A 22690-nucleotide genomic window follows, 5' to 3' on the forward strand; every position below is an offset into this window, starting at 1 on the left:
TTGCACTATATATATGCTACCATCTGCTACAAAAAAAGGATTTACTTAATTGTAAACCCTTTTTCTATATTATTCAATGTAGAGATAAATTTTAGATGTGAATATAATATTATACAACATCTACAATTAAGGCATCTTCGGTTTTAGTTACTTTTGCTATACCTAGTTTTGTTAATCCTTTAATGGTTTTATCCCATTTTTTATTACTCAAACCAGATTGTGATTTTAGAGTATTTAAATCTATTGGAGAATTTGACTTTAAAATAGTAAATAAAGCTTTTTCATCATCATTCATCGCTACTGCCTTTTTCTCTGGTCTCATTTGTGGAAAGAATAACACTTCTTGAATAGATTGATTATTAGTTAAGAACATAATGAGTCTGTCCATACCAATGCCCATACCAGATGTTGGTGGCATACCATATTCTAAGGCTCTTAAAAAGTCTTCATCAATAAACTCGGTAGCCTCATCGTCACCTTTGGCGGCAAGTTTTAATTGATGCTCAAAACGCTCGCGTTGGTCTATTGGGTCATTAAGTTCAGAATAAGCATTAGCAATTTCTTTACCACAAACCATTAGTTCGAAACGTTCGGTTAGTTCTTGATTTTTTCTGTGTTCTTTACATAACGGACTCATCTCTTTAGGATAATCGATTATATAGGTTGGCTGTATATAGTTGTCTTCACATTTTTCACCAAAAATCTCATCAATCAACTTCCCCTTACCCATGGTTGCATCCACTTCTACACCTAATTCTTTTGCAGCCTGTCTTATTTCGTCTTCGTTCTTACCTGTAATATCAAATCCTGTAAAATGTTTTATAGAATCTGCCATAGTTACACGCGCATACGGTGCTTTAAAATCTATTTCATGCTCCCCAAAAGTAGCTTTTGTGCTTCCATTCACAGCTATCGCACAATGCTCTAGTAGGCGTTCACAGAATTCCATCATCCAGTTGTAATCTTTGTAAGCTACATAAATTTCCATGGCTGTGAACTCAGGATTATGTGTTCTATCCATCCCCTCGTTTCTAAAGTTTTTAGAAAACTCATAGACGCCATCAAAACCTCCAACAATCAATCTCTTTAAATACAACTCATTCGCAATTCGCATGTATAAAGGCACATCTAAAGCGTTGTGATGTGTTATAAACGGACGCGCCGCAGCACCACCAGGAATTGGTTGTAATACAGGAGTTTCTACTTCAAAATAACCAGCATCATTAAAAAATGAACGCATCGCATTGAATAATTTAGTGCGCTTTACAAATACTTCTTTTACATGGGGATTTACCACTAAATCGGCATAACGCTGTCTGTAGCGTTGTTCAGGATCAGTAAAAGCATCATACACCACACCGTCTTTTTCTTTTGGTAATGGAAGAGGTTTTAAAGCTTTACTTAATACCGTAAAATCTTTAACTTTTACTGTTTTTTCACCAACTTGCGTGGTGAATAATTCACCTTCAATGCCCACAAAATCTCCAAAGTCTAGTAGTTTTTTAAAAACATCATTGTACTTGGTTTTGTCTTCATTTGGGCAAATTTCATCACGATTAAAATACACTTGAATTTTTCCTTCAGCATCTTGAAGTTGCGCAAAACTCGCTTTACCTTGAATTTTTATCATCATTAATCTTCCAGCAATAACAACCTGTTTACCTTCTTCAAATTGTTCTTTTACTACTTTTGAACTGTGATTAACAGGATACAAATCTGCAGGATATGGGTTAATACCTAATTCGCGTAGTTTTACTAGTTTTTCTCTTCTTACTAATTCTTGCTCAGAAAGCTGCATCTTATAATTTTTTTGAATCGCAAAATTAAACTATTTAAAAAAAAGGAAAAGCTTCTTTTTAATTATTCTTTGTTTTTATTGATTCACAGACAGTGTTTTGATAATAATTTAGAAAAAAGTTTCGTTTATGACTTTCATCATAGGCTGATTAATAAGATAGTTTTTATTTTGATATAATTATAATAACAGGTTTTGTCGCCTATTTATTTAAAATATAATTGAGATGATTTATAATGTATTTTTTATTAATTCAATTACTATAACACAAATAATTTAAACTTATTTAAGATGAAAAATTTAATATTAAGCTCACTTGTTTTATTTACCATTAATTATAATTTATTAGCACAAGAATTGTCTCCATATATTAAAATTGGAGAATCAACTGAAAGTATTCAGGAATTAACACAAAAGGTTATTTCTACGTTAAAGAATAATTCATTTATTTTCTTAGGAGCTTATAGCCCTTCAAATAAAAAATCTTTAAAAGTTATTGCATTTACAAGAAGTGATTTAAGTAATACCGCAATTAAAGTTACTGATAGAGGAGCATTAGCTGCAGTTTTTAAAGTAGGATTAGTTGAAATAAATAATAAAGTAACTATTTCATACACGAATCCAGATTATATTTTAAGAGCTTATTTAAGAGAGAACTATAACACATTCAGCAGTACTTTTAAAGCATTTAGTGCAGATTTAAAAACAGCATTTTCTTCTCTTGGAAATGAGTTTGTTCCATTTGGTGGGACTGTACAAGCAGATAAATTAAAAAAGTACCATTATAAAATAATGATGCCTTATTTTACAGATCCTATTGTATTGAATGAATTTAATTCGTTTGAAGAAGGAGTAAATACTATTGAAAATGCTCTAAACTCTAAAAAAGCAAGCACGAAACTAGTTTATAAACTAGTTTATAATAATGCTAAGGTGGCTGTTTTTGGTATTGGATTATTAAATAGTTCAGAAGGAGAATCTCATTTTTTGCCAATTATTGGTGAAGATCATGTTGCTGCTTTGCCTTATGAAATAATACTACAGGATAAAGTTGCGACCATGCTACATGGTAAATATAGGCTAGCTTTACATTGGCCTGATTTAACAATGGGTACATTTATGAAAATTATGAGTACACCGGGAGATATTGAAGATAACTTAGAAGCACTTTGTAAGTAAAAAAATTTCATTTACCTAAACTTTTAATTGTAACAAAACTTATATCATGACGTCAAACAAGTAAATCATCAATCTATGCCGAACGTGTTTCGGTATCATTAAATATTCAATATGAGTTTTTGGAGAGTTTTACTGTCTATTATTTGTCCACCTTTAGCTGTTATAGATAAAGGCTGTGGCTCTATTTTTGTAGTTTTCTTATTATGGCTTTGCGGCTGGGTGCCAGGTGTTATTGCTGCTTTAGTTATACTTAATAACCCTAAAAATTAAACAATAAAATGTCGTAATTTTGCAGTCTATGAATAAGCAAATTGAGCTGCAAGATTTAGGTTTAAAAGACTACAAACAAACCTGGGATTACCAGGAACAATTGTTTAAGGGCATTGTTCAAACCAAAATTAAAAATAGGAGAGAAGACGCTAATTTGCAAACAAGTAATTATTTCTTGTTTGTTGAACATCCGCATGTTTATACTTTAGGTAAAAGTGGTGATATTTCAAATTTACTAGTTGATGAAGCGCAATTGAAAGCCAAAAAGGCTAGTTTTTATAAAGTGAATAGAGGAGGAGATATAACCTATCATGGCCCCGGACAGATTGTTGGTTATCCTATCTTAGACTTAGATAATTTTTTTACCGATATACATAAATACCTTCGTTTTCTTGAGGAAATGATTATTCTTACTTTAGCAGAATATGATTTAAAAGCACAACGCAGCGATGGAGAAACAGGTGTTTGGTTGGATGTAGGTACGCCATTTGCAAGGAAAATTTGCGCTATGGGAGTTCGTGCTAGTCGTTGGGTAACGATGCATGGTTTTGCTCTTAATGTGAATGCTAATTTGGGTTATTTTGATTTAATGATTCCCTGTGGTATTAAAGGGAAAGCGGTTACTTCTCTTAATGTTGAATTAGGGGTTAAGCAAGTTGATGAAGCTGAAGTAAAAGAAAAATTACTGAAGCATTTTAAAACACTTTTTGAGGCAGAGTTTTATTAAGCTTTTATTTATTGCTAATTACTTGTTGTGTTAATCGCCAAATCATACATAAGAATTTTTTGAAAAATCAAGTATACTACAAAACTTAAATGTTTCACTAATACTTCTCAGGTACAAAGGTCTGGTAATTCATAGGTGGACGTACATATGCCTTATAATCTGGTAATTCAGGAAGTTCTATTGGCTTTATATTCATCCTTTCATAAGGAATCTGGCTTAAAACATGACTTATACAGTTTAAACGTGCCTTTTTCTTGTTATCTGCATTTACTACGTACCAAGGAACTTGCTTAGTATCGGTATGTGCAAACATATTATCTTTGGCTTTTGAGTATTCTAACCAACGTGAGCGTGATTCTAAATCCATTGCACTAAATTTCCAGCGCTTTAAGGGGTTACTTATACGGTTTTTAAATCGTTTTTCTTGTTCTTCATCACTAACTGAAAACCAATATTTTAAAACTATAATACCGGAACGCACTAGCATTCGTTCAAATTCTGGGCAAGAACGCAAAAATTCGTTGTATTCCTCATCTGTACAAAATCCCATCACTTTTTCTACACCTGCTCGATTATACCAACTTCGGTCGAAAAGGGCAATCTCTCCTGCAGCTGGCAAATAATGAACATACCGCTGGAAATACCATTGAGTTTTTTCTCTTTCTGTGGGTACACCTAAGGCAACTACTTTACAGATTCTAGGATTTAGAGGTTCGGTAAAACGTTTTATGGTACCTCCTTTTCCAGAGGCATCTCTGCCCTCAAAAAGAATAACAACTTTTAATCCTTGTTTTTTAACCCACTCTTGAAGATGCACCAGTTCTGTATGTAACTTTGCTAATTCTTCATCGTAGTTAAAGGGTTTGGCTTTAGACATATATAAGGCATTTTAAAAGGAGAATGATGTAGAAGACAAGTTAATAAAAAAATGAAAATCTAGCAGTATAAATTTGCTAAAAACAATTATATATATGGAAATATTTTGGCCTACTTTCTGTATAGAAAATAATCTTTTACCAGATCAATATATGCTTGCTTCGCCTTATTTTGAGAGATGTTTTCTACTTGAAAAAGGGCATTAGTTTTAAAAGCATTTATTATAGGCTCTTTGCTTTTAGGTCTGCGATAATTATTAGTGGCTTTTTTATAGTAGGCATATAGTTTAAGTAGTGTATCGGCTGGGAATGGGTCAATATGAGCATTTACACGCTCAACAGCTTCATTAAATTCTATGTCTAAATCGATACTATCCATTTGCATCGGCAATAATACTCTCTCCGCCTTTTACTTTTTGATTAAGCTGTACTTTTATTTTTGTGTCTAAAGGTAAAAATAAATCGACTCTCGAACCAAATTTAATAAAACCAGAATCGGCTCCTTGTGTAACTTTATCGTTTTGTTTAGCATAGTTTACAATGCGCTTTGCTAATGCTCCTGCAATTTGTCTGTATAAAACCTTTCCGTAAGATTCATTTTCTACTACAACCGTTGTACGCTCATTTTCTTCACTTGCTTTTGGGTGCCATGCAACCAAATATTTTCCAGGATGATATTTACTAAAAATAACATGACCTCCTATAGGGTAACGCGTAACATGCACATTAAGGGGCGACATAAAAACACTTACTTGAAGACGTTTGTCTTTAAAATATTCCTTTTCGAAAACTTCTTCTATTACAACCACTTTGCCATCTACTGGAGAAACCACATGCTTCTCGTTAAAAGTTGTATGACGTTTGGGATTTCTAAAGAACTGCAGAATAAGCCCCAAGAATACTAATAGTGCAATCATTATTAATATTTGTAACCACTGGATAGTAATGAACCTATCAGCCAATAAAATTCCAGCTAAAATAGCTGCAAATGTTATTGTAATAATTTTATGTCCTTCTTTATGAAACATACTTGAGTATTCTTAAAAATAAATAAATAAAAGGTGCGGCAAAAATAATACTATCTAATCTATCAAGTAATCCACCATGCCCTGGCATAATAACGCCACTATCTTTTACGTTGGCTTGGCGTTTAAATTTGGATTCGATTAAATCTCCAATTGTGCCAAAAACACTAACAATAATAGCAATTATAAGCCAATTAGTGAAGCTCAAATTTTCGGTAAAGTTAGCAATAAAATAACTGGCTATACAAGAAAAGAATAAACCGCCTAGAAAACCTTCTACTGTTTTTTTAGGTGAAATTTTTTCAAAAAGTTTCTGCGTACCAAAATTTTTACCAACAAAATAAGCGAAGGAGTCATTAACCCAAACTAATATAAAAGCACCTAACAGAATGCTAGGGTCATATACTTCATAATAATTTGCAATCAATGTTAAGAATACAAATCCACTTGAAAGGTAAAAAGTGGTTAGAATGAAACGTTTTGATATAAAAAGCGGAATCCTTTTCTCTGAAAATAAATCTTTTATTAAAAAAAGCTCAACAAAAATGGTTAAAACCATTAGGATTTGTATAGCTTCATCAAAACCTTGATCGTAGTCTAAAACGAATTGCCAATAACCAAATACGGCATAAAGAATCACAAATATAAAAAAGGGTATATTACTTTTAAGTTGAATAAGCTTATTGAATTCAACCAAACAAATGATTCCAAAAACAAAAAACAGTAATAATGAAGCATGTTCGAAATTTAGACATAATATCAACAATGAAATATAAAGTAAACCGGATAGTGCTCGAATAAGAAATTCTTTCATTCTATAAGTCTTCTAAAAGCAGTAGATAGAGGTTTTTAGCACTACTTCCATAACTTAAGAAATCTTTTTCATCTCCAGATTTAAAATGTTTTATAGTAGTAATATTTGTTGGTATTTTTTTTCTATTATTAGATTTAATACCTCTTAAGCCTTCACCAATACTTTCTACAATTTGACTAGTTGTGGCGAATACTATAAAGTTAAAAGGAAGTTCAGGAAGCTTTTTTTCGAAAATTTGTCTTGATGAAATAAGTAAAGAACCATCATTTGCAATTAGATTTTCACAGGTAGTTAAAAAGAAAGCGGAATCACTTATTCTATTTGTTGTTTTGAGATTAGAATTTTGAAATTTACTTTGTAATTGATCATCGATAATTAATACATTCTTCTCCTGCCAATCATTTTCGTTTATAATACTCTGTAAATTTTGGAATATTTCATTTAGGTCTTCACAGTACAAAAATTTACCACCATTAGCCTTAAAGTTTATAGTAAACCTTTCGTCTATTGGTAATTTAATTTCAGGCATGTATTTGCCTCTGTCATTTGATTTTAGTTCTTCATCTTTATTTTCAGATTTCAAACCAAAAATTTTTCTAAAAAGACTCATTTACATACTGCTATTAATACAATTTAATTTGGAGTTTATCAAATATAAAAAATCTTAAATTAACCTAACGATTAATTTAAGATTTTAATTTAAGTTTAAGAGTATGAGAACACTATTCTTCTTCGTCTTTATTTTCTATTTGGAGTTTTTCCGACGGTTTTCTAATAACATTACTATAGGGGCGTTTACCAAGTATTTCTTCTAAATCTTCTCTAAATAAGACTTCTCTTTCTCTAAGTCTTTCAGCAAGTATGATTAGTAGATCTTTCTTTTCAGTTAATATTGATATTGCTCTTTGATACTGAGTTTCTATAATGTTTTTAATTTCAGCATCAATTAATTCAGCTGTTTTTTCGCTGTAAGGTTTTACAAATCCATTTTCCCCAGCTGGATCATAATAAGTAATATTCCCTACCTTTTCATTTAAGCCATAAATCATTACCATTGCTTTAGCTTTTTTTGTAACGCTTTGTAAATCACTAATAGCTCCTGTAGAGATTTTGTCGAACATCAACTTTTCAGCGGCACGACCACCCATTGTCATACAAATTTCATCAAGATATTTTTCCGTTCTTGTTGTATGGGTTTCTTCAGGCAAATACCATGCAGCACCTAAACTTCGCCCTCTTGGTACAATTGTTACTTTTACAAAAGGATCAGCATGTTCTAAGAACCAGCTAGTTGTAGCATGTCCAGCTTCATGATAAGCTATGAGGTTTTTCTCTTCTTCAGAAAATATCGTACTTCGTTTTTCTAATCCACCAACAATTCTATCAACCGCATCTAGAAAATCTTGTTTCTCTACATGTTTTTTACCTTTTCTGGCTGCTATTAAAGCAGCTTCATTACAAAGGTTTGCAATATCTGCTCCAGAGAATCCGGGTGTTTGCTTTGATAAAAAGTCAACGTCTAAACCTTTTGCTTTTTTCAATGGTTTAAGGTGTACTTCAAAAATAGCTCGTCGCTCAGTTAAATTTGGCAAATCCACATGTATCTGCCTATCAAAACGTCCTGCACGCATTAGGGCTTTATCAAGTATATCGGCTCTGTTAGTAGCAGCAAGTACAATAACATTAGTGTTAGTACCAAAACCATCCATTTCTGTTAGTAATTGATTTAAGGTGTTTTCGCGTTCATCATTACTTCCAGACATCGCGTTTTTACCTCTTGCGCGTCCAATAGCATCAATTTCATCAATAAATATAATGGCTGGTGATTTCTCTTTTGCTTGTTTAAATAAATCACGAACCCTAGAAGCTCCTACACCAACAAACATTTCAACAAAATCAGAACCTGATAAAGAAAAGAAAGGCACTTTTGCCTCACCAGCAACAGCTTTGGCTAATAGGGTTTTACCAGTTCCTGGAGGTCCTACTAATAATGCCCCTTTAGGAATTTTACCTCCTAAAGACGTGTATTTTTCAGGGTTTTTTAAGAAATCTACAATCTCTTGTACTTCTTCTTTAGCTCCTTCTAAACCAGCCACGTCTTTAAAAGTGGTTTTAACTTCAGTGTTTTGATCGAATAATTTTGCTTTCGACTTTCCTATATTAAAAATTTGTCCACCAGCACCTCCACCAGCACCTCCAGACATACGGCGCATAATGAAAATCCAAACACCAATAAGTAATACAAAAGGTAAAATACCTAAAAGGAAATCACCTAGAAAATTTTCTTCCGTGATGTAAACAGGTTCTAAGTCTAAATTATTTGATTTTATAACCTCATTTAATTCATTCTGAAAAATCTCTAACTCTCCAAATTCAAATTTGTAATTTGGCAATTGAGTAGCAGTTGGAATTAAGGTAGTAGGTTTAGAACTTCTATGAATTTCTTTAGTTACCGCATCTTTGGTAAGATATACTTTTGCTACACGTTTATTAACAATTTCAACCTTTTCTACATCACCATCTTCTACAAATTGAAAAAATTGTGTTGGGTTGGTTTCTTTGCCTTCTTGAAAACCACTATTGCTAAATACCGAAGTACCTATAAAAATAGCTATTACAATACCGTAAATCCAATACGGACTAAACTTTGGTTTTTTTTCTTTTATGTTTTTTTTGTCGTTTGCCATGTTTTTTCTAGTAACTAGTTTCTATTACTGTTGTTTTCGCATCTCCCCAAAGGCTCTCAATGTCGTAATAGTCTCTTATTTGTTTCTGAAACACATGTACCACTACATTAACGTAATCTATTAAAACCCATTCAGCATTATCAAGTCCTTCGGTATGCCAAGGGTTATCTTTAAGCTCTTTACTTACTTTTTTTTGTATGGAATTTACAATGGCGTTAACTTGAGTGTTCGAAGTTCCTTCGCAAATTATGAAGTAATCACAAACAGTATTTTCAATATCTCTTAAATCTAGTATATTTATCTCTTTACCTTTAATATCTTCAATGCCACTAATTATTACAGATATTAGCTCGTCTGCGCTTATTTTTTCTTTCGCCATTAATATTTTTTAATTTATGCAAAGTTATTATTTTTTTAGTTCTTTATACTTTAAATTAATCATAAGATTTTCTAACTTTTAATAACCTCTATATGCGTATAATCAAACTTGATGCCATCGATTCTACAAATAGTTATTTGCGGGAGTTAATTGCATTAGAAGTGCTAGATGACTATACCGTGGTAACTGCTAAATATCAAAACCAAGGAAGAGGACAAATGGGGTCTGCTTGGAGCTCTCAAACTTCTAAAAACCTTACGTTTAGTATCTTTAAGAATGCTTCTGGTTTAGATGTTGATGCCTCTTTTAGTATAAGTATGATAACCGCGTTAGCCATAATTAAGGCATTACAAAGTTTCTCAATTCCCAGACTACATATAAAATGGCCTAACGACATTTTGTCAGAAGACAAGAAGATTTGTGGTATTCTGATTGAAAATGTCATAAAACAAAACAATCTTAACGCATCGATAATAGGTATTGGACTTAATGTGAATCAGACAGAATTTAAAAATTTACCGAGAGCGTCATCATTAAAATTAATTTCTGGGAGCAATTTTAATTTGGAAGAAGTATTACTCGTAATATTAGAAAATTTGAAAAATTACTTCAGCATCTTACATAAAGAGGATTATGCCTTTTTAAAGCAAGAATACGAAAGTCATTTATTCAGAAAAAACAAACCATCTACATTTAAAAATTGTAATGATTCAACGTTCTCTGGATTTATCCAAGGGGTTTCTAATTCTGGAAATCTTCAAATTTTATTAGAAGATAACATTACTAAAGAATTCGATTTAAAAGAGATTACGCTATTATATTAAATTGCGTTTGGAATACTAGTAACAAGGGTTTCGATAAATTTTTTAATTGGACCTTTTATCATCATTGCCATCATTGGGTTAAATTCACCAGTAAATTCTAATTGAACTTCGCTAGACGATTCATCAATATCTTTTATGTTACCAATAAGTGAGAAATCTATTTTTCCACCTGCTGCTCCTAGAACAATTTTGTTAGGTGCTATTGCTTCCTTCTTTTGAAGAATTATCTCTGGCATACCTTTAAGTGCAAATAAAAACTTATCATCCTCTAATAGTTCAAATTTACTTATGTTTTCAGGCATTAGAGATTCGAAATTTTTGACATCTGTTAAAAATTCAAAAACTTCTTGAGAAGATTTATTCACAGTAATATTTGGTGATTCTAAATTCATGTATTTATATTATTAGAATAGATATATCAATTAGCGTTCCATTTACTTGGATTGGAATTCCATTCCGATAAAGTCTTTAATTCTTTTTCAGAAATATAATTTGTATAAGCAGCTTGTTCTAATAGGCTTTCATAATTACCAAGAGTTTGTAACTTGACTTCATGCTTTTCAAAATTTTCTTTTGCAACATCAAATCCATAAGTAAAAATGGCTATCATACCTTTTACATTTACGCCAGCTTCACGAAGTGCTTTTACCGCATTCAAACTACTTTTTCCTGTACTAATTAAATCTTCAACTACTACTACATTTTGCCCACTTTCAATAAAACCTTCAATTTGGTTTTTACGACCATGTCCTTTAGCATCTGGCCTTACATAAATAAATGGTAGTCCTAAATATTCTGCTACAAGCATACCGATACCAATGGCACCAGTAGCAACACCAGCAATAACATCTGGTTTGCCATACTGTTTTTCAATTTGTTTCCCTATAGTTTCTCGTATGTAATTACGAATTGGAGGAAAAGATAAAATGATTCGATTATCACAATAAATTGGTGATTTCCAGCCTGATGCCCAAGTAAATGGCTCTTTTGGATTTAGTTTTATAGCATTAATTTGCAATAGAACTTCGGCTGTTTTTCTAGCGGTATGTTTGTTGAAAATCATAGTTGCAAAATTACGCATAAATTTAGTTCTACATAGTGCTTAAAACTGAATTAAAATATTTTTTTCAACAATGTTAAAAGTGTTATTAAAAATGATATTTTTACCAACAGCGAACTATTAAATATAACATGTATCAAGTTTTTGTTGGAGATAAACCTATTGTAATAACAGACAAGGTTGAATTGGAGAACGGTTTTAAGAATTATTTGTTGGAAACAGCGAATATGGCTAAAGTTATTAAACGACTTAATACAACTTCTTTAAACGAAGTTCGCTTGATTCATAAAAATAAAGATAAACTTCTTAAAAAGTTTTTAAAAAAACTTCCTAATGTAATTGCTGGAGGAGGAAAAGTTTATAATGATGAAGGTGCGGTTTTATTCATTTATAGAAACAATAAATGGGATTTGCCAAAGGGGAAAACTGAAGGCAATGAAACTATTGAAAAGACTGCGTTGCGGGAGGTTATGGAAGAAACGGGTGTGGCTGGATTGGAAATCATAAAGCGCATAGAAACTACTTATCATATTTTTAAGCGTAATGGGCGTTATAAAATTAAAATCACTTATTGGTTTGAAATGAAGACTAGTTTTAAAGGTGATTTATTTGCACAAGAAGAAGAAGGGATTACTAAAGTATCTTGGCTTGGTGAAACAGAAATTAAAGAGGCATTGAAAAATTCTTATGCCAATATTAGAAAACTAGTTTAGTTATTCAATTAATTCTGTAAATAGGATATTGCAAATGCGCCTTTTCATAATGGATACTTTGTTTATGTAACCAGTCCAGTTGTTCATACCAACTATTTCTAAACTCTGTCAAATCTTTTTTACGGCGTTTGAAAGTCGCTTCTAATTCTGGGTTGTTTTCTAGTAATTCCAAAGCTTTGTCTTCCCATACATAAGGAGAAAACCCTTCTTTCTGTTGTAAAATAGTATCAAAAAAATTCCAATTAAAAAATGAATCTGGTCCTTGTGGTTCCAAAGTTTCTAAAATATATCTTATTGAAGGTTGGTTTGTTTTAATTAGATAGTCACCTTTTCTAAAATTAATATCTTCATTGGATTTTGATAGAACTACATCATAGTGTTGATAATGTCCTTCATAAGGTTGTTGCCGAGTTTTGTAATCACTAATCCTGTAGGACTCAACCGCGATAAGAGTATCTTTTTCAATTTGAATCATTTCCACTTCATTTAGTATTAGTAAATCAATAATACGATGCCATCCTTGTGGTATAATATAGGCTTTGGGGATTGTCACTTCTAAGCTCGGTTTAAAATAATTTTGATATGCAATTTCTCTGTTGAAGGGTTTTGTTTGGTCATATTTCAATCTTTTAAACCCGGTAATCTCACTGAGGAATTTATCAGCCTCATAGCCTTTAAATTTTATAGTTGAAACTTTCGTGGTATCAACAGTCCAGTCAAGAGCATATGATCTGTTTTTATATAGTTCTAATAACATATTTTTTCTAATGTTCGATATCTCTTTACCATCTTTTTCGGTAATTTCAATCATACTTTTCATTAGGTCATAAGTGCCTTCAACACGTTGTTTGTATGGCTTAAGCATATGAGTTTCAACGGTAATGCCCAAAGTATTAAATAGTGCGGTGTAACCAACGGAATACCTAGGATAGTCTAGGAATTGAGAAAATCCTTCTTTTGGAGCTTGATTAAAAACATTTACGTATGGTGTAATGTCCCATTTCTTTTCGGCTAGTTTTTGTTCAAGCTTAGGTATCATTTCGGTATGCAAATAATCACCTAAATCACCACCGAGTTTATTATGTTGTGTAAATAAATGTGTTAGTGTGTATTGATAATCAGCACCGTTGCTTACATGATTGTCAATGAAAACATCGGGTTTTATCAAGTGAAAAATTTGAGTAAATGTTTTGGCATTTTTTGTGTCACATTTTATAAAATCTCGATTAAGGTCATAGTTTCTAGCATTTCCTCTAAATCCATACTCTTTTGGCCCATTTTGATTGGTTCTTGTAGTAGAATTTCTATTTAAACTCCCGCCAATATTATAAATAGGAATAGTAACTAAAACCGTATTTTTAGGTGTTTCAATTTTGTCATTAACCAAATCTCTATATAGCATCATTGTAGCATCAATGCCATCGGACTCTCCGGGGTGGATACCATTCATAATTAATAGAATGCGTTTTTCGTTTTTTCTTATTTCTGAAAAGTTAAATTCTAAGTCCTTATTTAACGTCACAATATGTAATGGTTTTCCAGAATCGGTTACTCCAATACTATCTATTGCTATTTCTGGAAAAGCTTCAGCTAGGTTTTCATAAAATTGAATCGTTTGTTGGTAAGTAGCAGTTTCTAATCCTTTGGATATTTCAAAGTGAGTTTCAAAATCATAATAAGGTTGTTCATTGCTGGAATTACAGGAAACTAAAACGATTAAAATAACAAGAATTGCTTTCATTCAATAAAATTTTTATAAAGCTACAATTATATTGTTTTATTACTCAAACGTTTTAGCATTTCTATTTTCAAAATATACTAATACAACTTGCGCTTCAACATTTTAACTGTAAATTTGCAGCTTGTAAAATACAAATCATGACTGAATTTATTAGAAAGCGTACAACAAATGCCAAGAATGATATTTTAAGTGGAATTACGGTTTCATTGGCGTTAGTTCCAGAGGCAGTGGCTTTTGCGTTCGTTGCGGGTGTAGATCCATTAGTAGGTTTGTATGCAGCTTTTATGATTGGTTTAATTACTTCTATTTTTGGAGGACGACCAGGTATGATTAGTGGAGCTACAGGAGCATTAGCTGTGGTGATGGTGAGTTTGGTTGCAGAAGGAAATGCCATGGGTGAAGCTAGTGAACAACTAGGTCTATATTACTTATTTGCCACCGTAATATTAATGGGTGTTATTCAAATGTTAGCGGGTGTTTTAAAGTTAGGTAAGTTTGTTAGATTGATTCCGCATCCAGTAATGATGGGCTTTGTAAACGGATTAGCCATTGTTATATTTTTATCCCAATTGGGCATGTTTAAAGATGCAAATGGTGATTGGTTTTCTGGCAATTCACTTTGGATTATGGTTGCTTTAGTTGCTCTAACTATGGGGATTATGTTTGGGCTACCCAAGCTTACAAAAAAATTACCAGAGGCTTTAGTAGCAATTTTAGTGGTATCTGCTATTGTAATTTTTGGAAATTTAGATGCAGCTACTGTTGGTAGTTTTATAACCGATGGAGGAGGAGAAGGCCTAAAAGGAGGACTTCCACAATTTCAAACAGATATTTTAAGTAAAGTACCTTTTAATCTGCAAACACTTTGGTTTATTGGCCCATATGCTTTAATTCTTGCAGCCATTGGTCTTATTGAATCGTTGATGACTCTTAATTTAATTGACGAATTAACAGAAACAAGAGGTAATGCTAATCGAGAATGTATGGCACAAGGTGGTGCTAACATTGTCACTGGCTTTTTTGGTGGTATGGGAGGTTGTGCTATGATTGGTCAGTCATTAATTAATATTAAGTCAGGGGGTAGAACACGCTTGTCCGGAATTGTGGCCGCAGTACTATTATTAATGTTTATTCTTTTTGCATCTAGTTATATTGAACAAATTCCAATAGCTGCCTTAGTAGGTGTTATGTTTATGGTAGTTATAGGGACTTTTGCATGGAGTAGTTTTAGAATTTTAAACAAAATTCCATTTAGCGATGTTATTGTATTAGTTGCCGTGTCTGCATTAACCGTTATTTTTGATTTGGCTATTGCGGTAATTGCGGGAGTTATTATTAGTGCTTTGGTATTTTCTTGGGAAAATGCAAAACGTATTCGAGCCCGTAAGCGTATGCGTGAAGATGGAACAAAAATCTATGAAATTTGGGGTCCTTTATTCTTTGGTTCTATAATAGCTTTTAACGAAAAGTTTGATGTTAAGAATGATCCGGACAAGGTAGAAGTTGATTTTGTTGAATCTCGTATTAGTGATCATTCGGCTATAGAGGCGATATTTAATTTGGTGAATAAATATGAAGCTGTAGGCAAGCAAATTAAATTGAAACACCTGAGTGAAGACTGTAAAATATTGCTTTATAAATCTAGTCCTAAGTTTAGAGAAGTTATTGTTGAAGATATAGACGATCCACGTTATCACTTAGCCGAAAACCCTGAAGCTTTCACTAAAGGGTTATCAGAGTATAAGTTGTAGTAAAGTTAAAAGTGTAAATTTTAGCCATTAGCCATTAGCCATTAGCCATTAGCCATTAGCCATTAGCCATTAGCCATTAGCCATTAGCCATTAGCCATTAGCCATTAGCCATTAGCCATTAGCCATTAGCCATTAGCCATTAGCCATTAGCTATCTCATAGGTCTTTTCAATTGTTCCTTTACTCGGTCAAAAGACTTTTTACTAGCGCGTTCCCATCTATAGATTTTGTATTTTTTATTTCTATTTTCTTGATATTTTACTTCCTTTTCGCGTGTTTCTTTATCCCAAGTAAAACACTTTTTTATAACGTTTTTTATCATTTCTTCTGAAGGACTTACACGCTCATGTGCATTTAAGCAAGCCAAAGAAACATTATGTACTTTGTCATAGATGCAGTTAAGAAGTGCAGGAATTGATGATGGTTTACCAACATGCTCTAAAGCTTCTGCTGCTAATTTTCTAGTTTTATAATTTCCGTGTTTTAAGGCATATTCTAGCTTATCAACTTGTTCAGTTTGCTCCCAATAGAAAATGATCTTTTCAGAAGGCTGAATAAGTCTTAATTTAAAAAGGAAATAAATAATTTGATGTAGCATAATAAGTTGGAATAACCGTTACTTATAAGTATAAAATAAACAAGAAATGTTACATTAATTTCATTCTAGGATAAAGTAATTTTTAAATATAAAATGAACTTTCATCGACTAAAATAGTAGTAAGTTCGACTGTATGATTATCAGGATCTTTGAGATAGATAGAGTGAAAGTAATAATGATCTTGAAATTGAAAAGGCTCATTTATAGAATTGAAATATTCTTGAGCTTTTTTAAAATCACTATTTGAAACATTGAAAGCAAAATGATCTATCTTAACATTTTTAGATGATAAAACAACTTTTTCATCATTAAGATTTGCTGGAAAAATTGCTATTCCAGTTTTACCAGAAAGCATAAATACAGGAAACTCACCCCATTTTTCGAGTTGGTATTTTTTTAAGCCCATAACTTTTGTATACCATTCAATAGAGATATTCATGTTTTTAGCACGAATAGCAACGTGGTCTAGAAAGTTAATGTTAAATGCAGACATTATTTTACTCTTACGCTATCTGGTACCAATTTCGTATAATCTCCATTATTTCTAATGACATCGCGGACTATAGAAGAAGCAATATAGGATGTTTGTGCAGATGTTAACAGGAAAATAGTTTCAATAGGAGCGAGGTCTCGATTGGTATGTGCAATAGCTTTTTCAAATTCAAAATCGGCAGGATTTCTTAATCCGCGTAAAATAAATTCAACGTCAATTTCTTTACAGAAGTCGACTGTTAAACCCTCATAAGTTGCTACTTTTACTTTTGGTTCATCGGCAAATGCTTTTTCAATAAATGCTTTTCGTTCTTCAAGTGAGAACATATATTTTTTGCTTCCATTAACACCTATAGCCACAATAATTTCATCAAAAAGTGTGATGCCACGTTTTATAATATCGTAGTGTCCTAAAGTTAAAGGATCGAAAGATCCTGGGAATAATGCACGTTTCATTTTCTACTTTTGTCATTCCTGCAAGGGCAGGAATCTTTTTAAAGTTATACGATTCTTGATGGATTCCGCACCAAGTGCGGAATGACAAGTAATACCAATGCTTATCAAATATAGTATTTTTTGATGACTACCGATATATTAAATTAAATACTACTTCAATGCCTCCTGTATTGCATTATCAAACAAGTCACTAAGGCTAATTCCTGCAGCTGCGGCTTGTTGAGGTAAAATACTTTCTCTGGTAAGCCCTGGAACGGTATTCATTTCTAACAAATGAGGTTCACCATCTTTGAATATAAATTCACTTCTTGAGAAGCCTTTCATTTTTAAAATCTCATATACTTTTTTTGCTTCTCTATTTACTTTTTCTTCTTGCTCTTCACTTAATCGTGCAGGTGTTATTTCTTGAGATTTTCCTAAGTATTTAGCCTCGTAATCGAAAAAATCGTTTTCAGAAACAATTTCAGTAATAGGTAAAACTTTAGTAGCACCTTTATAGGTTATAACACCAACGGATACTTCGGTACCATCTAAATAAGATTCAATAATAATTTCGTTATCTTCTTTAAAAGCTACGTCAATAGCATTTTGTAAGTTTTCTCTTTTGTGCACTTTGGTAATACCGAAACTACTGCCTGCTTTATTGGCTTTTACAAAACAGGGTAAGCCAACTTTATTAATGATGTCAACTTCATTAATAGTATCGCCAAGATTTAGATAAAACGATTCAGCAGTTTTTATGCCGTAAGGTTTTAACACACTTAAGCAATCACGCTTATTAAAAGTTAAACTAGCTTGGTACATATCGCAACTTGTATGTGGGATATTTAATAAATTGAAATAACCTTGCATAAAACCATCTTCTCCAGGAGACCCATGAATGGCGTTAAAGACGCAGTCAAAGCGAATAACTTGATTAGCAACTCTTGCTGAGAAATCATTTTTATCAATAGGAAATTCAGCATTATTAGAATCTACAAACACCCATTTGTCTTTAAAAATATGGATGCGATATCCATTGTATTTGGAGCTATCTAAAGTTTCAAAAACAACGTTGCCGCTTTTTAAAGAAATCTGATATTCGCTAGAATATCCGCCCATAATAATGGCTATATTTTTTTTTGTAAGCATATTTCATCTATTTCTGTGAAGACGGAAATCTTATAAATGTAATTCCTATCAGTCCAAACCCAACAATAAAACGTATCTAAATTAGGTATAGCTAAAATATCATATAAATAGCAAAAGAAAAAACAGTTCGGTTTTTATATATTTGCCTAATTGAAAATTCTGTAAATGAGCATCATTAAATTTCTTTCAAGCAAAACTTTTTTAAAGCAAATGGCATTGGCTATTGTGGCCTTAATCGTTTTATGTTTTATTATTTTGAAATGGCTAAAAGTGTCTACAAATCATGGCGATTTTGAGACTGTTCCAAACCTAACTGGTAAATCGATTAGCGTTGCAAAAATAGAATTAGAAGAGAATAATTTAGTAATGCAAATACAGGATTCTGCTAACTTTAACCCAAAATATCCTAAGTTTTCAGTGATTGAGCAAGAGCCACTTGCTGGATCTAAAGTAAAGGAAAACAGAAAAATATACTTAACACTTAATCCTTCTGGATATAGAAAAATTTTAGTTCCAGACTTAAAGGAACGTACTTTTAGACAGGCAAAACCTACTCTAGAAGCTTTAGGTTTTCGAGTTGGTAAGCTTACTTATGAAAACAATATTGGTAAAGATTTGGTTCTAAGAATGCTTTATAAAGGAAAAACCATTAAGCCAGGAGATATGCTTCGAAAAACATCGGTTATCGATTTGGTGCTTGGTAATGGTAATAGACCTTAGATAATGGACGACTACACACCGCAAATGCCAGACGAAGATAATCTTTACGAACACCATGCATTTACAGTAGATAAAGGGCAAGCTCCTTTACGTATTGATAAATACTTAATGAATTTTGTCGAAAACGCAACCCGAAACAAAATACAGGCTGCTGCAAAAAACGGAAGTGTTTTTGTAAACGAAGTTGCAGTAAAATCTAATTACAAAGTAAAACCATTTGATAAAATTAGAGTATTGTTTTCGCACCCGCCTTTTGAAAATTTATTGGTAGGAGAAGATATTCCAATTGATGTGGTTTATGAAGATGACGACTTATTAGTGGTTAATAAACCTGCAGGTATGGTTGTGCATCCAGGTCATGGAAATTATTCAGGTACGTTAATTAATGCTTTGATTCACAGGTTTGATAATCTACCTAATAATTCAAGCGAACGCCCAGGATTGGTACACCGAATTGATAAAGATACAAGCGGACTTTTAGTAGTTGCTAAAACCGAACAGGCCATGGCGCATTTGTCTTTACAGTTTGCAAATAAAACGAGTGAACGTGAGTATGTTGCTATAGTTTGGGGGAATGTTGATGAAGATGAGGGAACTATTGAAGGGAATATTGGACGGCATCCTAAAAATCGATTACAAAACACGGTTTATTTAGATGATGAGGCCGATAAAGGAAAACCAGCCATAACACATTACAAAGTATTAGAACGTTTAGGCTATGTGACTTTGGTGTCTTGTAAATTAGAAACAGGACGTACCCATCAAATTCGCGTACATATGAAGCACATTGGGCACACGCTTTTTAATGATGAACGTTATGGCGGTGAAAGAATATTAAAAGGAACAACTTTTACAAAGTACAAGCAGTTTGTTGATAATTGTTTTAAAGTCTTACCAAGACAAGCACTTCACGCGAAAACTTTAGGTTTCGAGCATCCCACAACAGGTGAGTTTATGAAATTTGAAACACCTGTTCCACAAGATATGCAACAGTGTATAGAAAAGTGGCGAGGTTATACTAAACATCAAGAGATGTAAGTTTTTAAGGCAAGAATTATTTAAATTTTCGAGATTTCGTTTAACGTTCCTAGCTATGATTTCGTTGTGGAATCATCCGCAGGATTCTTCCGCCCAAATCTAGCCGTTTGATTTATACTTTTATTTTGGAGTTGAACAAAACCAATATGAATTATAACTATTGTTTTGTGCAGTTATAGGCAATATGTCTTTATTAACTCTTCTTGAATTTTCTTAGATTTTTTTGATTTAACAATAATTTTAAAAATCCATTCTATATAAGAAAATATCCCAGGCAAATTTGTTCCCGACATAGTTGCTATGATCGCTAAATGACGAAAACTTTTTGGAATTCCTTTTTTATTTACCAATCCATCAGAAGCTAAACCATATGCTATAGCTAGAGATTTTTCAAATCCTTCATGACCAGGAATAAGCGTTGCTCGAAATTTTGTGGGCTTTTCAGACTCAGAATAAAACCTATGAATTTCATTTCTTTTGACGGTAATTTTTTCTCCTGATTCTAATTTCTTTTTCTGCTTTCCAATTTGTACCATGAGTTCTCCAGACTGAACCTCAAAAGTTTCATCGTATATCTTGTGGTAATGTAAGCTAACTCCTCCTTGAGGTTCTAGATGGATATCCATAACGGTTTTTTCTCCATTAGTTGATTCCGCCGTATGAATATAGGTGGCCTGATCTTTTATTATTGGATTTATAATCGTTTTTTCTTGTAGCATATTCAATTTATTGTAATGTACAATATCCGTTTCTAGCCTTGATTAATCATTGGTAGAATAATTCCAATTTGCAGTAAAATAAATACTAGAATTACCACTATACCGTGTAATGTAAAACTCTTATTTCTTGAAAGTAAGAAAGCGAAACCGATAAAGATGAGATTGATGGTAAAATCATACATTGAAACTTTGTTGGCTACAACTCTGTTAATGAACAGAAAAATCATCATTATGACTAGGAGAGAAAACATATAGTTTGACTGCTCGAAATACCATGATTTTAAATCGAACTTTTCCTTGGGAACTTTATCAGGAATCACAGCCATTACAAATAACAAATGACATACTGTTGGTATTAAAAACAATAATAGTCCAAGAGCAGACCCAGAATAAAAGCTAGTCAATTCCATTTTAAGGTTAAACCACATAATTATTAAACTTTCGAATGCCATAAATGCCCACGCCAATGGAATCCAATTCCATATAATACGTTTTCGGGCTTTAAGCATGACGTGAAGGCTGTGCAATAAGTTGGTCATACCAAGCCCAACAAGAACAGATATAAAGGTAACTAAATAGTTGAATTGGTCGATCATAAATTGGTTTCTTATTTATAATTCTAGAATATTTTATATCAAATTACACACAATGCAAAGATAAATTTGCGTTTCAATACTGAACCAAATTCAGCACAGATAAACTTTATCGATTGATAAACGAAGTTAGCTGAAATTTTTTACAAAGTCAAATACATCAATTTCGTTTATAATGGCATTAAAAATAATTGTAATCTAAAATTTAAAAAATAGACTAGGAGTTGTAAATTTGAATAATTCAAAAATCACATTGTATGAAACTCGTTATTTCACCAGCCAAATCATTAGATTTTGAAACGGCATTACCTTTTACAAGGTATAGCGAACCTCAGTTCTTAAAGCAATCGGAGCGCTTAAACAAGTTGCTTAAAAAGAAATCGGCTAGAAGTTTATCAAAACTTATGAGCATTTCTGGTGCCTTAGGACAATTGAATTACGAGCGCAATCAGTCTTGGGAATTACCATTTACAAAAGATAATGCGCGACCAGCCGTTTATGCTTTTAATGGCGATGTGTATCGTGGATTAGATGCTTACAACATTCCAGAAGAAAAACTAGATACCCTGCAGAATACAGTGCGAATACTTTCAGGATTATATGGTGTTTTAAAACCAACAGATTTAGTTCAGCCTTATCGCTTGGAAATGGGGACCAAAATGCCAGTAGGTGTGAAGAAAAACTTATACGAATTCTGGAAAAAAGATATTACAAAAGCTTTAAATGAAGAACTTGAAGATGGTGAGTTATTTTTAAACTTAGCCAGTAATGAGTATTTTAAAGCAGTTGATACTAAAGCTTTAAAAGTGCTTGTAATTACAGCGAATTTTAAAGATTTTAAAAACGGTGAGTATAAAATGATTTCGTTTTTTGCCAAAGCAGCTCGTGGTATGATGGCACGCTACATTGTTGATACCAATGCAAAAACAATTGACGATTTAAAAGGCTTTAATTATGGCGGTTATGGTTTTAGCGAAGACATGTCTAAAGAGAATGATTTAGTTTTTATTCGATAACGTCATTCCGAGGAGCTTGTGACTTAGGAATCTCTTTAATGGAAGCTTAAATTAAACATATTACTACATAGCAATAAAAACGCCTGAC

General features: G+C 32.4%; 26 protein-coding genes. 9 read left to right on the top strand and 17 right to left on the bottom strand.

Annotated features, from left to right (window positions below; all coding sequences use genetic code 11):
* Window positions 1-109: 109 nt before the first annotated feature.
* A complete protein-coding gene (gene lysS / locus AC2D6V_RS07640) occupies window positions 110-1798 on the bottom strand; it encodes a lysine--tRNA ligase (protein ID WP_484647465.1) in 1689 nt (562 codons plus the stop codon).
* 288 nt (window positions 1799-2086) lie between these two features.
* Here lysS and AC2D6V_RS07645 point away from each other — a divergent pair, with 288 nt between their 5' ends.
* The 3 genes from AC2D6V_RS07645 (at window position 2087) to lipB (ending at window position 3971) form a co-directional block, all read left to right on the top strand.
* Window positions 2087-2974, top strand: a complete 888-nt coding sequence (locus AC2D6V_RS07645) for a hypothetical protein (RefSeq protein WP_484647466.1) — start codon at window positions 2087-2089, stop codon at window positions 2972-2974.
* Window positions 2975-3085: 111 nt separating this feature from the next.
* Window positions 3086-3244 (top strand): YqaE/Pmp3 family membrane protein, encoded by a 159-nt coding sequence (locus tag AC2D6V_RS07650; protein WP_484647467.1) that lies wholly within the window; start codon window positions 3086-3088, stop codon window positions 3242-3244.
* Between the two features lie 28 nt (window positions 3245-3272).
* Entirely contained in the window at window positions 3273-3971 is a 699-nt protein-coding gene (gene lipB, locus AC2D6V_RS07655) for a lipoyl(octanoyl) transferase LipB (protein WP_484647468.1), read from the top strand.
* 97 nt (window positions 3972-4068) lie between these two features.
* On the opposite strand, the gene ppk2 is transcribed toward lipB, so the two are convergent.
* From ppk2 to rsfS, 7 genes are all read right to left on the bottom strand, one after another.
* Complete coding sequence (ppk2, locus tag AC2D6V_RS07660; protein WP_484647469.1) at window positions 4069-4848, bottom strand: polyphosphate kinase 2; 780 nt, start codon at window positions 4846-4848, stop codon at window positions 4069-4071.
* Window positions 4849-4958: 110 nt separating this feature from the next.
* Complete coding sequence (locus AC2D6V_RS07665) at window positions 4959-5225, bottom strand: acyl-CoA-binding protein (protein WP_484647470.1); 267 nt, start codon at window positions 5223-5225, stop codon at window positions 4959-4961.
* Window positions 5218-5874, bottom strand: a complete 657-nt coding sequence (locus AC2D6V_RS07670) for a phosphatidylserine decarboxylase family protein (protein ID WP_484647471.1) — start codon at window positions 5872-5874, stop codon at window positions 5218-5220. Before AC2D6V_RS07670 ends, AC2D6V_RS07665 begins: the two co-directional genes overlap by 8 nt.
* Window positions 5864-6685: a phosphatidate cytidylyltransferase gene (locus AC2D6V_RS07675; RefSeq protein ID WP_484647472.1), complete on the bottom strand. Its 822-nt coding sequence runs from the start codon at window positions 6683-6685 to the stop codon at window positions 5864-5866. Before AC2D6V_RS07675 ends, AC2D6V_RS07670 begins: the two co-directional genes overlap by 11 nt.
* A gap of 1 nt (window position 6686) precedes the next feature.
* Window positions 6687-7295 (bottom strand): LUD domain-containing protein, encoded by a 609-nt coding sequence (locus AC2D6V_RS07680; RefSeq protein ID WP_484647473.1) that lies wholly within the window; start codon window positions 7293-7295, stop codon window positions 6687-6689.
* A 112-nt stretch (window positions 7296-7407) separates the two neighbouring features.
* Entirely contained in the window at window positions 7408-9372 is a 1965-nt protein-coding gene (ftsH, locus tag AC2D6V_RS07685; RefSeq protein ID WP_484647474.1) for an ATP-dependent zinc metalloprotease FtsH, read from the bottom strand.
* A gap of 7 nt (window positions 9373-9379) precedes the next feature.
* Window positions 9380-9751 carry a ribosome silencing factor gene (rsfS, locus tag AC2D6V_RS07690; protein WP_484647475.1) on the bottom strand — a complete coding sequence of 124 codons (372 nt, stop codon included), beginning with the start codon at window positions 9749-9751 and terminating at the stop codon, window positions 9380-9382.
* 92 nt (window positions 9752-9843) lie between these two features.
* On the opposite strand from rsfS, the gene AC2D6V_RS07695 reads away from it, so the two are divergent.
* A complete protein-coding gene (locus tag AC2D6V_RS07695) occupies window positions 9844-10575 on the top strand; it encodes a biotin--[acetyl-CoA-carboxylase] ligase (protein ID WP_484647476.1) in 732 nt (243 codons plus the stop codon).
* Here AC2D6V_RS07695 and AC2D6V_RS07700 read toward each other — a convergent pair.
* Together AC2D6V_RS07700 and pyrE are read right to left on the bottom strand one after the other, a co-directional pair.
* Window positions 10572-10967: an SRPBCC family protein gene (locus AC2D6V_RS07700; protein ID WP_484647477.1), complete on the bottom strand. Its 396-nt coding sequence runs from the start codon at window positions 10965-10967 to the stop codon at window positions 10572-10574. The two genes, AC2D6V_RS07695 and AC2D6V_RS07700, sit on opposite strands and share 4 nt — an antisense overlap.
* 26 nt (window positions 10968-10993) lie before the next feature.
* Window positions 10994-11638 carry an orotate phosphoribosyltransferase gene (pyrE, locus tag AC2D6V_RS07705; protein WP_484647529.1) on the bottom strand — a complete coding sequence of 215 codons (645 nt, stop codon included), beginning with the start codon at window positions 11636-11638 and terminating at the stop codon, window positions 10994-10996.
* 128 nt (window positions 11639-11766) lie between these two features.
* On the opposite strand from pyrE, the gene AC2D6V_RS07710 reads away from it, so the two are divergent.
* Window positions 11767-12348 carry an NUDIX hydrolase gene (locus AC2D6V_RS07710; RefSeq protein ID WP_484647478.1) on the top strand — a complete coding sequence of 194 codons (582 nt, stop codon included), beginning with the start codon at window positions 11767-11769 and terminating at the stop codon, window positions 12346-12348.
* A 4-nt stretch (window positions 12349-12352) separates the two neighbouring features.
* Here AC2D6V_RS07710 and AC2D6V_RS07715 read toward each other — a convergent pair whose 3' ends face one another.
* Complete coding sequence (locus AC2D6V_RS07715) at window positions 12353-14089, bottom strand: M14 family metallopeptidase (protein ID WP_484647479.1); 1737 nt, start codon at window positions 14087-14089, stop codon at window positions 12353-12355.
* Between the two features lie 137 nt (window positions 14090-14226).
* On the opposite strand from AC2D6V_RS07715, the gene AC2D6V_RS07720 reads away from it, so the two are divergent.
* Window positions 14227-15840 carry a SulP family inorganic anion transporter gene (locus tag AC2D6V_RS07720; protein WP_484647480.1) on the top strand — a complete coding sequence of 538 codons (1614 nt, stop codon included), beginning with the start codon at window positions 14227-14229 and terminating at the stop codon, window positions 15838-15840.
* A gap of 150 nt (window positions 15841-15990) precedes the next feature.
* On the opposite strand, the gene AC2D6V_RS07725 is transcribed toward AC2D6V_RS07720, so the two are convergent.
* The 4 genes from AC2D6V_RS07725 to AC2D6V_RS07740 form a co-directional block, all read right to left on the bottom strand.
* Window positions 15991-16437: a HEAT repeat domain-containing protein gene (locus AC2D6V_RS07725; RefSeq protein ID WP_484647481.1), complete on the bottom strand. Its 447-nt coding sequence runs from the start codon at window positions 16435-16437 to the stop codon at window positions 15991-15993.
* 82 nt (window positions 16438-16519) lie between these two features.
* Window positions 16520-16930, bottom strand: a complete 411-nt coding sequence (locus AC2D6V_RS07730) for a VOC family protein (RefSeq protein ID WP_484647482.1) — start codon at window positions 16928-16930, stop codon at window positions 16520-16522.
* The gene (gene coaD / locus AC2D6V_RS07735; RefSeq protein WP_484647483.1) at window positions 16930-17385 is read right to left on the bottom strand and encodes a pantetheine-phosphate adenylyltransferase; all 456 of its coding nucleotides are present in this window, start codon (window positions 17383-17385) and stop codon (window positions 16930-16932) included. Before coaD ends, AC2D6V_RS07730 begins: the two co-directional genes overlap by 1 nt.
* Before the next feature lie 150 nt (window positions 17386-17535).
* Window positions 17536-18516, bottom strand: a complete 981-nt coding sequence (locus AC2D6V_RS07740) for a D-alanine--D-alanine ligase (RefSeq protein ID WP_484647484.1) — start codon at window positions 18514-18516, stop codon at window positions 17536-17538.
* A 165-nt stretch (window positions 18517-18681) separates the two neighbouring features.
* On the opposite strand from AC2D6V_RS07740, the gene AC2D6V_RS07745 reads away from it, so the two are divergent.
* Together AC2D6V_RS07745 and AC2D6V_RS07750 are read left to right on the top strand one after the other, a co-directional pair.
* A complete protein-coding gene (locus AC2D6V_RS07745) occupies window positions 18682-19236 on the top strand; it encodes a PASTA domain-containing protein (RefSeq protein ID WP_484647485.1) in 555 nt (184 codons plus the stop codon).
* Window positions 19237-19239: 3 nt separating this feature from the next.
* The gene (locus tag AC2D6V_RS07750) at window positions 19240-20274 is read left to right on the top strand and encodes an RluA family pseudouridine synthase (protein ID WP_484647486.1); all 1035 of its coding nucleotides are present in this window, start codon (window positions 19240-19242) and stop codon (window positions 20272-20274) included.
* 173 nt (window positions 20275-20447) lie between these two features.
* On the opposite strand, the gene AC2D6V_RS07755 is transcribed toward AC2D6V_RS07750, so the two are convergent.
* A complete protein-coding gene (locus AC2D6V_RS07755; protein WP_484647487.1) occupies window positions 20448-20993 on the bottom strand; it encodes a cupin domain-containing protein in 546 nt (181 codons plus the stop codon).
* Between the two features lie 32 nt (window positions 20994-21025).
* Window positions 21026-21589: a hypothetical protein gene (locus AC2D6V_RS07760; protein WP_484647488.1), complete on the bottom strand. Its 564-nt coding sequence runs from the start codon at window positions 21587-21589 to the stop codon at window positions 21026-21028.
* A gap of 254 nt (window positions 21590-21843) precedes the next feature.
* Here AC2D6V_RS07760 and yaaA point away from each other — a divergent pair, with 254 nt between their 5' ends.
* The gene (gene yaaA / locus AC2D6V_RS07765; protein ID WP_484647489.1) at window positions 21844-22602 is read left to right on the top strand and encodes a peroxide stress protein YaaA; all 759 of its coding nucleotides are present in this window, start codon (window positions 21844-21846) and stop codon (window positions 22600-22602) included.
* Window positions 22603-22690: the final 88 nt, after the last annotated feature.

It is taken from the genome of Algibacter sp. YIN40, from assembly GCF_057219435.1.